The sequence below is a fragment of the Pantoea sp. SJZ147 genome, assembly GCF_007828605.1.
GTDB classification, from domain to species: Bacteria; Pseudomonadota; Gammaproteobacteria; order Enterobacterales; family Enterobacteriaceae; genus Pantoea; species Pantoea allii.
Map to the genome: position 1 here is coordinate 65,008 of NZ_VIVB01000018.1, position 14,124 is coordinate 79,131.

The 14,124-nt window shown below is 52.5% G+C and carries 17 protein-coding genes; 10 read left to right on the plus strand and 7 right to left on the minus strand.

The features are described 5' to 3' along the window. The first annotated feature begins 139 nt into the window (after window positions 1-139). The 6 genes from FBY13_RS21900 to coaD all read left to right on the plus strand — a co-directional run bounded on the left by FBY13_RS21900 (window position 140) and on the right by coaD (window position 6,028). The gene (locus FBY13_RS21900; RefSeq protein ID WP_145395135.1) at window positions 140-1,129 is read left to right on the plus strand and encodes a glycosyltransferase; all 990 of its coding nucleotides are present in this window, start codon (window positions 140-142) and stop codon (window positions 1,127-1,129) included. Between the two features lie 73 nt (window positions 1,130-1,202). Next, a complete protein-coding gene (rfaQ, locus tag FBY13_RS21905; RefSeq protein WP_145395136.1) occupies window positions 1,203-2,279 on the plus strand; it encodes a putative lipopolysaccharide heptosyltransferase III in 1,077 nt (358 codons plus the stop codon). Next, the gene (locus FBY13_RS21910) at window positions 2,272-3,408 is read left to right on the plus strand and encodes a glycosyltransferase family 4 protein (protein ID WP_145395137.1); all 1,137 of its coding nucleotides are present in this window, start codon (window positions 2,272-2,274) and stop codon (window positions 3,406-3,408) included. The genes rfaQ and FBY13_RS21910 overlap by 8 nt, the downstream gene beginning before the upstream one ends. A 90-nt stretch (window positions 3,409-3,498) precedes the next feature. Further along, window positions 3,499-4,773: a lipid IV(A) 3-deoxy-D-manno-octulosonic acid transferase gene (waaA, locus tag FBY13_RS21915; protein WP_063877714.1), complete on the plus strand. Its 1,275-nt coding sequence runs from the start codon at window positions 3,499-3,501 to the stop codon at window positions 4,771-4,773. Continuing rightward, a complete protein-coding gene (locus FBY13_RS21920; RefSeq protein WP_145395138.1) occupies window positions 4,773-5,552 on the plus strand; it encodes a glycosyltransferase family 2 protein in 780 nt (259 codons plus the stop codon). The genes waaA and FBY13_RS21920 overlap by 1 nt, the downstream gene beginning before the upstream one ends. Next, window positions 5,549-6,028, plus strand: a complete 480-nt coding sequence (gene coaD, locus FBY13_RS21925; RefSeq protein WP_063877716.1) for a pantetheine-phosphate adenylyltransferase — start codon at window positions 5,549-5,551, stop codon at window positions 6,026-6,028. Before FBY13_RS21920 ends, coaD begins: the two co-directional genes overlap by 4 nt. On the opposite strand, the gene mutM is transcribed toward coaD, so the two are convergent. The 4 genes from mutM to radC all read right to left on the minus strand — a co-directional run bounded on the left by mutM (window position 6,025) and on the right by radC (window position 8,253). Continuing rightward, window positions 6,025-6,834, minus strand: coding sequence for a bifunctional DNA-formamidopyrimidine glycosylase/DNA-(apurinic or apyrimidinic site) lyase (gene mutM / locus FBY13_RS21930; protein WP_096011118.1), 810 nt, complete (start codon window positions 6,832-6,834; stop codon window positions 6,025-6,027). The genes coaD and mutM overlap by 4 nt on opposite strands. A 69-nt stretch (window positions 6,835-6,903) precedes the next feature. Further along, window positions 6,904-7,071, minus strand: a complete 168-nt coding sequence (gene rpmG / locus FBY13_RS21935) for a 50S ribosomal protein L33 (RefSeq protein WP_001051798.1) — start codon at window positions 7,069-7,071, stop codon at window positions 6,904-6,906. Window positions 7,072-7,091: 20 nt separating this feature from the next. Next, window positions 7,092-7,328, minus strand: a complete 237-nt coding sequence (gene rpmB, locus FBY13_RS21940; RefSeq protein ID WP_006121249.1) for a 50S ribosomal protein L28 — start codon at window positions 7,326-7,328, stop codon at window positions 7,092-7,094. A 238-nt stretch (window positions 7,329-7,566) separates the two neighbouring features. Next, entirely contained in the window at window positions 7,567-8,253 is a 687-nt protein-coding gene (gene radC, locus FBY13_RS21945; protein WP_082875154.1) for a DNA repair protein RadC, read from the minus strand. A gap of 150 nt (window positions 8,254-8,403) precedes the next feature. Here radC and coaBC point away from each other — a divergent pair, with 150 nt between their 5' ends. The 3 genes from coaBC to slmA all read left to right on the plus strand — a co-directional run bounded on the left by coaBC (window position 8,404) and on the right by slmA (window position 10,783). Next, on the plus strand, window positions 8,404-9,630 hold the full coding sequence (coaBC, locus tag FBY13_RS21950; protein WP_145395139.1) for a bifunctional phosphopantothenoylcysteine decarboxylase/phosphopantothenate--cysteine ligase CoaBC: 1,227 nt from the start codon (window positions 8,404-8,406) through the stop codon (window positions 9,628-9,630). Further along, window positions 9,608-10,066 carry a dUTP diphosphatase gene (gene dut / locus FBY13_RS21955; RefSeq protein ID WP_063877720.1) on the plus strand — a complete coding sequence of 153 codons (459 nt, stop codon included), beginning with the start codon at window positions 9,608-9,610 and terminating at the stop codon, window positions 10,064-10,066. Before coaBC ends, dut begins: the two co-directional genes overlap by 23 nt. A 120-nt stretch (window positions 10,067-10,186) precedes the next feature. Then, the gene (gene slmA / locus FBY13_RS21960; protein WP_063877721.1) at window positions 10,187-10,783 is read left to right on the plus strand and encodes a nucleoid occlusion factor SlmA; all 597 of its coding nucleotides are present in this window, start codon (window positions 10,187-10,189) and stop codon (window positions 10,781-10,783) included. Window positions 10,784-10,812: 29 nt separating this feature from the next. Here the strand turns inward: slmA and pyrE are convergent, their stop codons facing one another. After that, window positions 10,813-11,454 carry an orotate phosphoribosyltransferase gene (gene pyrE, locus FBY13_RS21965; protein WP_063877722.1) on the minus strand — a complete coding sequence of 214 codons (642 nt, stop codon included), beginning with the start codon at window positions 11,452-11,454 and terminating at the stop codon, window positions 10,813-10,815. A 47-nt stretch (window positions 11,455-11,501) separates the two neighbouring features. After that, entirely contained in the window at window positions 11,502-12,218 is a 717-nt protein-coding gene (gene rph, locus FBY13_RS21970) for a ribonuclease PH (RefSeq protein ID WP_013027743.1), read from the minus strand. A gap of 154 nt (window positions 12,219-12,372) precedes the next feature. Between rph and FBY13_RS21975 the strand changes: the two genes are divergently transcribed. Then, window positions 12,373-13,557, plus strand: a complete 1,185-nt coding sequence (locus FBY13_RS21975; RefSeq protein ID WP_063881061.1) for a NupC/NupG family nucleoside CNT transporter — start codon at window positions 12,373-12,375, stop codon at window positions 13,555-13,557. 35 nt (window positions 13,558-13,592) lie between these two features. Here the strand turns inward: FBY13_RS21975 and FBY13_RS21980 are convergent, their stop codons facing one another. After that, the gene (locus tag FBY13_RS21980) at window positions 13,593-14,045 is read right to left on the minus strand and encodes a DUF3574 domain-containing protein (protein WP_096011121.1); all 453 of its coding nucleotides are present in this window, start codon (window positions 14,043-14,045) and stop codon (window positions 13,593-13,595) included. Window positions 14,046-14,124: the final 79 nt, after the last annotated feature.

Below are 14,124 nucleotides of genomic sequence, written 5' to 3' on the forward strand. Positions count from 1 at the left end.
AGCACCCGGCATTGAGAGTGGCGAAAAAATAAATTTCTGCTACACAGAGTATTTGACCCGTAATGTAAAAAAAGTTCTGACCGCTTGAGTAATAATTTTGTTAAAAACTTGCTCCATTTTCATTTGAACTCATGATGCCGTGTCACAGAATTTGCCTTTATTATCAATAATCACACCAATGTTTAACGCTGGTGCCATGTTTGACACATTTATCCAGTCTTTGCTGGCTCAGACGCTGACATCCCTGGAAATCATCCTCGTCGATGATGGCTCCACAGACGGCTCAGGTGAGAAGGCAGACGGCTATGCACAGTGCTACCCCCACATTCAGGTCATCCACCAGCCCAACGGTGGCGTCTCACGTGCGCGCAATGCAGGGCTGGCGGTCGCTCGCGGCAAGTATGTGACCTTTCCAGACGCTGACGACACCATGAAGCCCGAGATGTACCAGACGCTGGTAGATATGGCAGAGTCAGACAATCTGGATGCGGCACAATGTAACGCCGAGTGGTTTTTCCAGGCGGATGGGAACGTTCAGCCACTTATTCCCCTGGACAGGCTCACCAGCACAGCCGTGTTGAGCGGACCAGAATGGCTCAACACGGCGCTGAAGACTCACCGCTATAAACATGTTGTCTGGCTCGGTATTTACCGACGCGAACTGATTGAAAAACTGAAGCTGAATTTTGAACCCGGCCTGCACCATCAGGATATTCCGTGGACCACCGAGTTCATGCTGAATGTAGAGCGCGTACGCTATACCGATAAACAGCTCTATCGCTACTATCTGCACGATGCTTCTATCAGTAACCGTAAGCGTACCGGCCTGCGCAATGTTGAATATCAACGTCATTACCTGAAAATTGCCCAAATGCTGGAAGCGATCAATGCGCGCTATCGCCATAAAGTCAAAATCTACCCGGCATTCCACTATCAGATCACTTACGAAGCACTCAGCGTATGTCACAGTATCCGACGCGAACCTGAGGAATCAGCCCGTCAGGCGATGATTGCGGATCTCTTCGCTACCCAGACACACAAACGCATGCTGCGTAATGCGCGTGGTGTAAAACAGTGGTATCAGCTGCTGCTCTGGCTGAGCCGTATTTATTACTGGCGCAGGAAATAAGCGACGTCACTTGCTTTAACCCCTTCAGGGTTTGCCCTACAATCAGCTCACTGAATTCTGAGAGCATTTGAGTATGACAAGCCCGATTCCAGCCCAGTTTGCACCGAAAAAAATTCTGTTAATCAAACTGCGTCATCACGGCGACATGCTGCTGACTACGCCTGTCATCAATGCTTTGCATCAGCATTATCCGCAGGCCACCCTTGATGTCCTGCTTTATAAAGAAACACGCCCCATGCTGGAGGCGCATCCTTCCATACATCATCTGCATATCATCGATCGCAACTGGAAAAAGGAAGGCGGTTGGCAGAAGTTGCGCCATGAAATGGCCCTGCTCTCAGCAGTGCGATCCCGTCATTACGATGTGGTGATTAACCTTGCCGATCAGTGGCGCAGTGCGATTATTACCCGGCTGTCTGGCGCGCCGGTGCGCATTGGCTTTGCGTTTAAGAAACGCGATAACGCCTTCTGGGGCTGGTGCCACAATCATTTGGTCACCACAGAAAATCACGATCGGTTGCACACGGTGGAGCAGAACCTGTCAGCCCTGGCACCGCTGCAGATTTCAACCGAGGGCGCCAATGCCTCTATGCATTTCAGCCCGAACGACGATCGGAAAGTGCAGGATATGCTGCTCCAGCAACAGATAAATAGCCCTTTTATCGTACTGCAACCTACGTCGCGCTGGCAGTTTAAATGTTGGGAAGAAGATAAGGTTGCAGCCACTATCGACCAACTGGCTCAAGCCGACCGAAAAGTCATCCTGACAGCAGGACCGGATGATAGCGAGCTGGCGATGGTTGAGCGGATTCTTGCGCAGTGCCATTCTCCGCATGTTATCTCCCTGGCAGGCCAGCTGACGCTGCCTCAGTTGGCCGCGCTTATCGCTCGCGCCAGGCTTTTTATTGGCGTGGACTCGGCCCCCATGCATATGGCCGCCGCGCTGGACACACCGTGCATTGCGCTGTTTGGTCCCACTAAGTTGCAACACTGGCGTCCATGGGGTGACAACAATCGGGTCATCTGGGCTGGCGATTATGCTCCCCTTCCTCCACCAGACTCCATTGATACGCGCACCGGGCAACGGTATTTATCCGTTATTCCGGTTGAGGACGTGGTGACCGCCGCAAGGAGCTATTTAAATGAGTAAGTTACGTCTGGCGATTGTCCGGCAAAAATACCGCCCCGATGGCGGGGCCGAGCGTTTTATTTCACGCGCACTGGAAGCCCTGGGTAGCGAACAGTTAGATCTCAATATCATCACCCGAAGCTGGCAAGGAAAACCCAATCCGGACTGGCATCTGCATATCTGCAATCCTGCTAAACTGGGACGGGTTTCGCGTGAACGGGGTTTTGCCCATGCGGCACGGGCCTGCTGGGAACGGGAGAAGTTTGATATTGTCCAGAGCCATGAGCGTATAGCGGGCTGTGACATATTTCGGGCCGGCGACGGTGTACATCGTGTCTGGCTTGAGCAACGGGCACGCATTGTTTCTCCGCTGCAGCGCTTGAGTGCCGCAATAAGTCCTTATCATCGCTACGTCCTGCAAGCGGAAACGGATATGTTTCATTCCCCCTCGCTGAAAGCGGTGATATGTAATTCTGAGATGGTGAAAAAAGACATCCTGCGCTGCTTTACGCTGCAGGCAGAGAAAATACATGTCATTTACAACGCTATCGATTCAACGCGCTTTCAGCCGGCCACTGAGGCCTCTCGTCATGCTGTGCGTACACAGCTGAACCTGCCCACTAACGCAACCGTACTGATTTATGTGGGTTCTGGATTTGAACGTAAAGGCCTGAAAGCCGCCATTGAAGCGCTGGCCAAAAGTAATCGCTATCTGATTGTGGTTGGTCAGGATAAACAGGTGAAACGTTATCAGCAGTTAGCCAACCAGCTCAACTGCCTTGAACGGTTACGTTTTGTCGGCGTACAGCAGGATGTGCAGCCCTTTTACCATGCTGCTGATGGTTTGCTACTGCCAACGCTCTATGATCCTTTTCCCAATGTTGTGCTGGAAGCGATGGCATGTGGTTTGCCCGTGATTACCAGCACGGGCTGTGGCGGCGCGGAATTTATTCGCGAAGGCCAGGAAGGCTTTGTACGCGATGCGCTAGACATCACAGGCCTTAACCAGGCTATTAACGCCCTTTCTATGCTGACCGTCGATATGAGGATGGGAGAAGCGGCGCGGCGCAGGATCGAACCCTACAGTCCACAGAACCTGGCGAATTCACTGAATACGCTTTATCAGCAGGTGCTGAATAGCCACTCATGATGTGGGATGAGTGATTATGCTGTTTCTGATAAGATGCAGTAATCTGACTTTAATCTGTTTTTTTGACGCCAACGTGTCATAACGGTAACTATGACGACCATTTACACCGCATTGCTCTATTTTATTCAGCCACTGATTTGGCTGCGCCTGTGGCTGCGTGGTCGTAAAGCCCCTGCCTACCGTAAACGCTGGGCAGAGCGTTATGGCTATTGCGCCGGAAAAGTAAAACCTGAAGGCATAGTTTTGCATTCCGTCTCCGTGGGTGAAACCCTGGCGGCGGTGCCTCTGGTGCGCGCACTACGTCATCGTTATCCTACGCTGCCTATTACCGTAACAACCATGACGCCAACCGGCTCTGAACGCGCGCAGTCTGCGTTTGGCAAAGATGTGCATCACGTCTATTTGCCCTACGATCTGCCAGGCTCCATCAATCGCTTTCTTGATACGGTTAATCCGCGCCTGGTGATCATTATGGAAACGGAGTTGTGGCCAAACATCATCCGCATTCTGCATGAGCGCCATATTCCGCTGGTGATCGCCAACGCCCGGCTGTCGGAACGTTCTGCAAAAGGCTACCGCAAGCTGGGCAAGTTTATGCGTAACCTGTTACAGAGCATCACGCTGATTGCCGCTCAGAACGCCGAGGACGGGGAGCGCTTTCTTCAGCTCGGCCTGAAACGTTCTCACCTGTCGATTACCGGTAGCCTGAAGTTTGATATTTCTGTTACGCCAGAGCTGGCCGCAAGAGCGATAACGCTGCGGCGTCAGTGGGCGCCGCGCCGCCCGGTTTGGATTGCCACCAGCACTCATGAAGGCGAAGAGGCGATTCTGCTGGATACGCACCGCCGTTTATTACAAACCTTTCCGGATCTGCTGCTTATTCTGGTGCCACGTCATCCGGAGCGTTTCAACGATGCCCGCGAGCTGACGCAAAAACGCCAGTTCAGTTTTACCTTGCGCAGCAGCGGTGAAATCCCATCCAGTTCAACGCAGGTCGTCATTGGCGACTCGATGGGGGAACTGATGCTGCTGTATGGCATTGCCGATCTGGCATTTGTGGGCGGCAGTCTGGTTGAGCGCGGCGGTCATAATCCGCTTGAACCTGCAGCCCATGCTATTCCGGTGCTGATGGGCCCGCACACCTGGAACTTCAAAGATATTTGCAGCAAGTTGCAGCAGGCACAGGGACTGATCACCGTCACCGATGCTGCGTCACTTGAAAAAGAAGTGACGAATCTGCTGCAGGACGATGATTATCGTCGCTACTACGGACGCCATGCCGTAGAAGTGCTCCACCAAAATCAGGGAGCCATACAGCGTCTGCTACAGTTACTTGAACCTCATTTACCGCCACGAGCTCATTGATGACTTCAACGCGCCAACGTCTGTCAGTGGTGATGATTGCCAAAAATGAAGCAGAGCTGCTGCCTGACTGTCTTGCATCCGTGCATTGGGCCGATGAAATCATCGTGCTGGATTCCGGCAGTACGGATAACACCATAGCGCTGGCCCGTGAAGCAGGTGCTCAGGTTTTTCAGGCGACAGAATGGCAGGGCTATGGCAAGCAGCGTCAGCGGGCGCAGAGTTTTGCCCGTTGCGACATGATTTTGATGATCGATGCCGACGAGCGTGTAACGCCAGCGTTACGTCGGGCGATTGAGCAGGTACTGGACGCGCCGCCGGGCCGCACCGTTTACAGCCTCAGCCGAAGTAATCTTTTTTTAGGGCGTTTCATGCGCCACAGCGGCTGGTACCCTGACCGGGTAATGCGTCTGTATCCGCATACGTTACGCTATAACGACAATCTGGTGCATGAGTCGCTGAACACCGAAGGCGCACCAGTCAAGGTCCTTGACGGGGATTTGCAGCACCTGACCTGCCGCGACCTGATGGCATTTCAACGCAAACAGCTGGCCTATGCGGAAGCCTGGGCACAGGAAAGATTCCTGCGCGGAAAAGCGTGCAGTCTGTTTTCTGTCTTCACGCATACGCTGGGTGCCTTCATTAAAACGCTACTGCTGCGTGCCGGGTTCCTTGATGGCAAACAGGGTTGGCTGCTGGCGGTCGTTAATGCCCAGTACACGTTCAACAAATATGCGGCGCTATGGGCGCTGAATAATGCTTCGGCGAAAGGGCGCACATGACCACTAAAGCTATCTATCCAGGCACCTTCGATCCCATCACATTAGGCCATATTGATATTGTGACGCGTGCTGCACAGATGTTTGACTGGCTTGTCGTGGCGATTGCGGCCAGCCCAGGCAAAAAACCCTTGTTTACGCTGGATGAAAGGGTTGCGTTGGCGCGTCAGGCAACCGCCCATTTATCGAATGTTGAGGTGGTGGGTTTTAGCGATCTGATGGCCAATTTTGCCCGCGCGCAGCAGGCAAATGTCTTAGTACGCGGATTACGTGCGATATCGGATTTCGAGTATGAGATGCAGCTGGCGCGTATGAACCGGCATTTGTTGCCGACGCTGGAAAGCGTGTTTTTGATGCCGTCAGAAGACTTTTCTTTTATCTCTTCTACGCTGGTAAAAGAAGTGGCGCGGCATGGCGGCGATGTTTCGGCCTTCCTCCCCGCGCCTGTTCACCAGGCGTTACTGGCTAAGCTACCTTAGCGCTGACAGTTTGGGCACCAGTAAGTACTGCGTTGCCCATGCTTACCGCTGACAATGGGCGTGCCACATGCCCGGCACGGCTCACCCGCACGACCATAAACCTGTAGCTCTTGTGCAAAATAGCCGGGCTTACCATCACTTTGCAAAAAGTCGCGTAATGTCGTCCCACCCTGCTCGATTGAGCGTAGCAACACCGCTTTGATGGTATTAGCCAAAAGCGCGGCGTCTTCGTGGGACAGGCTCATTGCAGGGCGATCAGGAACGATCCCGGCGGTAAACAGCGACTCACTGGCATAAATGTTACCCACGCCAACCACAACTTTATTGTCCATCAGCCACTGCTTAATCACCGTTCGCTTACCACGGGATTTTTCGAACAGATAGTCGCCATTGAACAGTTCACTCAGCGGCTCTGGGCCGAGGTGTGCCAGTACGCTACTGCCGGCCAGGTCACTGCTCCACAGCCAGGCCCCAAAACGCCGGGGATCGGTATAGCGCAGCACTTTACCGTTGCTCATCACCAGATCGACATGATCGTGTTTGGCGGCAGGCAACTCTTCTGAAAGCACGCGCAAACTGCCAGACATCCCCAGATGGATAATGATCCAGCCGTGCGGCAACTCCAGCAAAAGGTATTTGGCGCGACGTTGAACACTCAGCACAGGCTGATCGCTTAGCGCCAAAATTTCTTGTGAGACCGGCCAACGCAATCGCGCGTTACGCACAACCGCGTGAAGAATTGTTTGACCAACCAGATGTGGCTCAATGCCGCGTCGGCTGGTTTCTACCTCTGGCAACTCAGGCATAACCTCTCCCCTGCGCATTACACAAACAAAAAACCCGGCCTGAGCCGGGTTTTTTGCAGAAAACCAAAATTACTTAATTTTGGCTTCTTTGTAGATCACATGCTGACGTACAACCGGATCGAACTTTTTCAGTTCAAGTTTCTCTGGTTTAGTACGTTTGTTCTTCGTGGTGGTATAGAAGTGACCTGTACCAGCAGAGGAAACCAGCTTGATCTTCTCACGAATACCTTTAGCCATGATTCAGTTCCTTAGTACTATTAGTACTTCTCACCACGGGCACGCATGTCGGCTAACACCGTATCAATGCCCTTTTTATCAATAATACGCATACCTTTTACAGATACACGCAGAGTAACGAAGCGCTTCTCGCTCTCAACCCAAAAACGGTGTGAGTGCAGGTTCGGAAGGAAACGGCGTTTCGTCGCGTTCATTGCGTGGGAACGGTTGTTACCGGTCACCGGACGCTTTCCAGTTACCTGGCAGACTCGTGACATGTCTATTCTCCAAAAATCAAATCAGCTCGAGCTTTAAAAATTAGGTTTTGGCCGCCTCGTCAGGCTTACAGCCCGCCAGGCGAGTTCCATGGAACCCGCTAAGCTGGCCTAACCGCCAAACCCGAGATTCTCAAAGGTGGCGTAGTATACGCCGCTCGGCCCAAGTGCTCAAGTCCCGAACAGATAAAGATCCCGAATGATCGTGTAAAAAGCCGTCATCTGGACCAGATTTTCAGGCTCAGAGCCATCCCCGTTCGGTAAATGAGACAGATTCACCATGTCCAATCACCAGATGATCGAGCACGCGAATGTTTACCAGGCGACAAGCTTCGCAGATTTTCACCGTAATGTCGCGGTCAGCCTTACTGGGCTCGGCTTTTCCCGACGGATGGTTATGCGCGATGATCAACGCTGCAGCGTTAATTTTAAGCGCCTCGCGCACAATCTCTCGTGGATGAACCTCCACACTATTAATGGAGCCAGAGAACATTTGCCGGGCGGTTATCACCCGATGTTGATTATCTAAAAACATCACGATAAAAATCTCACGTTCCTGCTCCGCCAACAGCATTTGCAGATACTGGCGTGTTGCAATGGGGCTATCGAGCGTATTTTCACGGGCCAGCTGGCTGGCAAAAAAGCGTTTAGCCAGCTCAGCAACGGCCCGGAGCTGGATTAACTTAATTTCGCCCGCCCCTTTAATGCCTTTAAAATCCTCGGCACTGGCGTTCACGATGTTGTATAGCGAGCCCAACTCTTGCAACATCTGCTGTGCCAGCTTCATCACCGGTACGCCTCTTGAACCGGTGCGCAAAAAGATGGCTAACAGTTCTGCATCACTTAATGCATCTGCGCCCAGTAGCTTAAGTTTTTCCCGTGGTAGAAAATGATTCATTGCTGCTCTCCCTGTCGCCCCCTGTATCATCCCCTGTCAGTGAAAACGCCACCAGTGAGCAAACGTGATTCTTCGGCACATCTCGCAAACGCAGTCATTGAAAAGGTGCCTGAGAGGTTTTGTGATAAAATTCGACCATTCCGCCGTCCCGAAACGGCAATTGAAAATGAGGTTAGCTGCATGATGGGATTAGCCGGTAAAAAAGTGCTGTTAGGCGTAAGTGGTGGTATTGCAGCCTATAAAACACCCGAGCTGGTGCGCCGTCTTCGCGATCGCGGTGCCGATGTGCGCGTGATGATGACCCATGCAGCAAAAGCGTTTATTACGCCGCTCAGCCTCCAGGCCGTATCGGGCTATCCGGTAATGGACGATCTGCTCGACCCAGCAGCCGAGGCAGCAATGGGCCATATTGAGTTGGCCAAATGGGCCGATCTGATTCTACTGGCACCGGCATCAGCAGATTTAATTGCGCGAATGACGGCCGGTATGGCGAATGATTTAGTGACGACCGCCGTGCTGGCTACCGCGTCACCTGTCGCGATTGTGCCCGCAATGAATCAGCAGATGTACCGCGCAGCCGTCACGCAAGCAAACCTCGCGACACTTCAGTCGCGTGGCGTGTTGATCTGGGGGCCTGACAGCGGCAGCCAGGCATGCGGCGATGTCGGGCCGGGTCGTATGCTCGACCCGCTGGCTATCGTGGACTACGCAGTGCAGTGGGCAAGCCCCGTCAACGATCTGCAACATCTCAACATTATGATTACCGCCGGTCCTACCCGTGAAGCCATCGACCCTGTGCGTTATATCAGCAATCACAGTTCCGGAAAAATGGGCTTTGCCATCGCGACAGCCGCCGCCAACCGTGGTGCAAATGTCACGCTGGTTTGTGGCCCGGTGACCTTACCTACGCCCACCGGAGTTAAGCGGGTTGATGTGACATCGGCACTGGACATGCAGGCGGCAGTGATGGGCGAGATAAACAAACAACATATTTTCATTGCAAGCGCTGCCGTGGCAGACTACCGGGCAGCCAACATTGCGGATGAGAAAATCAAGAAACAGGATGACGATAATGATGATAATGTCACCCTGCAACTCATCAAAAATCCCGATATTGTCGCGGGCGTTGCCGCGTTACCGCAGGGCCGACCGTTTGTGGTTGGATTTGCGGCTGAAACCCAGAATGTGGAAGAATACGCCCGGAAAAAACGCGCGCGTAAAAAGCTGGACCTGATCTGTGCTAACGACGTGTCAAAAGCAGGACAAGGGTTCAATAGCGACACCAATGCTCTTCACCTTTTTTGGCAGGAAGGAGAAAAGACCTTACCGCTCAGCGATAAGTCACTCCTTGGTCAACTTTTAATAGACGAGATTGTCAGCCGTTATGATGAAAAAAATAGACGTTAAAATTCTCGATGCGCGCGTCGGCAAGGATTTCCCATTGCCGACTTATGCGACACCGGGTTCCGCTGGGTTAGATCTGCGTGCCTGTATTGATGATGCGATGGAAATCGCACCGGGCACCACAACACTGGTCCCTACCGGACTGGCTATTCACATTGCCGATCCGAGCCTTGCTGCTGTTATTCTCCCGCGCTCAGGCCTGGGTCATAAACATGGCATCGTACTGGGTAACCTGGTCGGCCTTATTGATGCCGATTATCAGGGTCAACTGATGGTATCGGTATGGAATCGCGGGCAGGAAAGCTTTACGCTACAGCCGGGCGACCGCATGGCCCAGCTGGTTTTTGTACCTGTCGTCCAGGCCGAATTCAATCTGGTGGAAACGTTTGACGCCAGCTTGCGCGGCGAAGGTGGCTTCGGTCACTCAGGCCGTCAGTAACCAGCACTACCGATTTTCACTTACGCCAATCATTTTATTTCTCATCGCCATAAGTCTTTCTCTTGTGGCTGATGCGTAGGTGTTGCCTGTTTATGGTGAAATTCAGGGGTTTTTAAGGGCATGGCAGAAAAAAAAGTCGTAAAGCGGAATCGTCGCGAAGAGATTTTGCAGGCGCTGGCACAGATGCTCGAATCCAGCGATGGCAGCCAACGTATTACTACCGCAAAACTCGCGGCTAACGTCGGTGTTTCGGAAGCGGCGCTTTATCGCCATTTTCCCAGCAAAACACGCATGTTCGACAGCCTGATCGAATTTATTGAAGACAGTCTGATTACCCGCATCAATCTCATCCTTAAAGATGAAAAAGAAACGATGGCGCGCCTGCGTCTTATCGTGCAGCTGATTCTGGGGTTTGGTGAGCGTAATCCGGGGTTGACGCGTATTTTAACGGGTCATGCGCTGATGTTTGAACAGGACCGCCTTCAGGGGCGTATTAATCAGCTGTTTGAGCGGATTGAAGTCCAGCTACGTCAGGTGATGCGTGAACGAAAAATGCGAGAAGGTGAAGGCTTTCACACTGATGAAGCATTATTAGCCAGTCAGTTACTGGCGCTGTGCGAAGGATTATTATCGCGTTACGTTCGTTCCGAGTTCCGCTTTAGTCCTACTGCCGAGTTCGACACCCGCTGGCCGCTGATCGCGGCACAACTGGTGTAATACGCTGGCGGGCTCTGGCCCGCCGGCGATCAGACGCCGTACGCTTTTTGATACGCACGCACCTGGGCTAAGTGGTCAGCCATGTGCGTTTTTTCAGCCAGGTAGTCAATCAGGTCGTTGAGCGTAATAATGGCGGTCACCTTGCAGCCGTAGTCACGTTCCACTTCCTGAATGGCGGAAAGTTCACCACGGCCACGCTCCTGGCGATCCAGTGAAATCAGCACCCCAGCCAGACTCGCATCATGTGCATTAATGATATCCATGGATTCACGAATCGCGGTTCCTGCCGTGATGACGTCGTCGACCAGCATAATTTTACCCTGCAGCGGGCTTCCCACCAGCAGACCGCCCTCACCGTGATCTTTGGCCTCTTTCCGGTTAAAGCAGTAAGGCACATCCCGGTCATGATGATCGGCTAAGGCAACAGCCGTTGTGGTCGCGATAGGAATCCCTTTATAGGCCGGCCCAAACAGCAAATCGAAATCCACACCGCTGTCGACTAATGCCTGCGCATAGAAACGCCCCAGCAACGCTAAATCCCGCCCACTGTTAAACAGACCGGCATTAAAGAAATAGGGACTTTTACGACCCGACTTTAACGTAAACTCACCAAATTTAAGCACCTGCTTATTCAGTGCGAATTCAATAAACTGCCGTTGCCAGGCTTTCATGTCTTACTCCTCAGATAAAAAAGGCGACTCTGTGGTCGCCTGTTACTTTACTTTTCCAGCGCTGCTTTTTGCGCCTGAATTAATTCTTCGATACCGCCGCGCGCTAACGCCAGCAGTGCCAGTAACTCTTCATGACTGAAAGGTTCGCCTTCGGCAGTGCCCTGCACTTCGATCATGCGCCCATCTTCCATCATTACCACATTCATATCGGTTTCAGCGGCGGAGTCTTCGACATATTCAAGGTCGCACAGGGCTTCACCGTTAACGATGCCCACGGATACGGCCGCGACCATCCCTTTCATCGGGTTCGCTTTCAGCTTACCGCTGGCCACCAGCTTGTTTAGCGCGTCGGCCAGTGCCACACATGCGCCGGTAATCGAGGCTGTCCGGGTACCGCCATCGGCCTGAATCACGTCGCAATCAAGCGTGATGGTGTATTCACCCAGCACCTTGAGATCGACAGCGGCACGCAATGACCGGGCAATAAGACGTTGAATCTCAAGTGTGCGCCCGCCTTGTTTCCCTTTTGCGGCTTCACGCGCCATACGGCTGTGCGTTGAACGCGGTAACATGCCATATTCGGCGGTGACCCAGCCCTGGCCCTGCCCTTTGAGGAAACGCGGAACACCTTCATCCACCGTTGCAGTGCAGAGCACTTTGGTTTCACCGAACTCCACCAGAACGGAACCCTCTGCGTGTTTGGTGTAATTGCGGGTCAATGTGACGGGACGCACCTGATGTGCGCTACGGCCTGCTGGACGCATGGTTATCTCCGGCTTGCAAATGGTTGGCTGCGTATTATACGGACTTCCTGGCCTGCTGTCTCTTGCCCTGGCCCGTCAGGCTCATGATGAAATTCATGTTGGAGTATGGCTAAATGCCTTACCTTTTGCCGCATATTTGCTAACTGATAAAACTATGGCCGCTATTTTTCATTTCCTGCTGGCGCTGGTGGTGATTTTCGCCCTTGCGTTACTGGTCAGTCATGACCGTAAACACATTCGCCCACGCTATATTATTCAACTTATTGTCGTTGAAGCCGCACTGGGCTGGTTCTTTCTTCATTCTGCCGGTGGACTGGCACTCGTGGGTGCGGTGGGCCGCTTTTTTGAAACGCTGCTTGGTTTTGCAGCGCAAGGCACGGAGTTTGTTTTTGGCGGCATGAGTCAACAAGGCCTGGCCTTTATCTTTCTTGGCGTACTCTGCCCGATCGTTTTTATTTCCGCACTGATTGGTATTTTGCAGCACTGGCGCATTCTGCCATTGCTGATCCGGCTCGTGGGAACAGTCCTGTCTAAAATCAACGGCATGGGAAAGCTGGAGTCCTTTAACGCAGTCAGTACGCTGGTACTGGGCCAGTCTGAAAACTTTATTGCTTATAAAGGTATACTGGCCGATATCCCACCTAAGCGCCTTTACACGATGGCCGCAACCGCCATGTCCACCGTTTCGCTGTCCATTGTCGGTGCTTACATGTCGATGATTGAGGCTCGATATGTTGTGGCTGCGTTACTGCTCAATATGTTCAGCACCTTTATCATCCTGTCGATTATTAATCCCGGCAAGGAAAGTGATGAGCAGCCTGTCGCACTGGACAAGTTGCATGAAGAACAGAGTTTCTTCGAAATGTTGGGTGAGTACATCCTGGCAGGCTTTAAAGTGGCCATGATCATCCTGGCGATGCTGATTGGTTTTATTGCCTTGATCGCGGCCATCAACGCCCTGTTCGCCGCCGTGTTTGGATACAGTTTCCAGCAGCTTCTAGGCTATGTTTTTTATCCCTTTGCCTGGCTAATTGGTATTCCTGCCGCCGACGCCCTCCAGGCTGGCAGCATTATGGCAACCAAACTGGTCGCCAATGAATTCGTCGCTATGATCGAGCTGAAGAAAGTCGCGGCAGGCATGACGCCACGTGGATTAGGCATCCTGTCGGTGTTCCTGGTGTCTTTTGCTAACTTTGCGTCAATTGGCATTGTGGCAGGCGCGATTAAGGGGCTGAACGAACGGCAGGGGAACGTCGTTTCCCGATTTGGCTGGAAACTGGTTTATGGTTCAACCCTGGTAAGCCTGCTTTCGGCGGCGTTCGCCGGACTGTTTATCTGATTCTTTCACGGTGGCCAATGCCGCCGTTAATGGCATCAGAAACTCACGCAGGAAGGCGAATCGACGCGCATGACCGATTCCTGGCCAAACTCTTTTTTATACTGCTCGCGCAGTGCTTCAACACGGCTGTTGCTATCGCTGTCAAAATTATAAATGAGCACCAACGCTTTACTTTTCTCACGCGCCAGTTGACCGTTTTCACTCAGCCATTGCCCCTGGGCATCATAAACCGACAACCCAGATTTAAAGCGCGGGGTCACTTCTTTATCGATAAAACGCATCCAGTCCTGTGAACTCACGCTGCCACCTTTTGGCTTGCTGAGACCAAACCACAATGTGGTTTGCATCATCACTTCACCGCCAGCACAAATGGGAACAGGCCGGGTAGAGGGCGCAAGTTGCAGTGCAGACGGCGGAGGCGGAGGCGGCGAGTGGCAGCCAGCCAACAGCAAGGTCAGCAGTACAGGAAAGCACAATACACGAGACATAAAAGGGATCCTCGATGAGTAAACCAGTAAACAGCATAAGTGCCTGTTGCTAAAAGCGGAAATAATTTGTTATCTCATC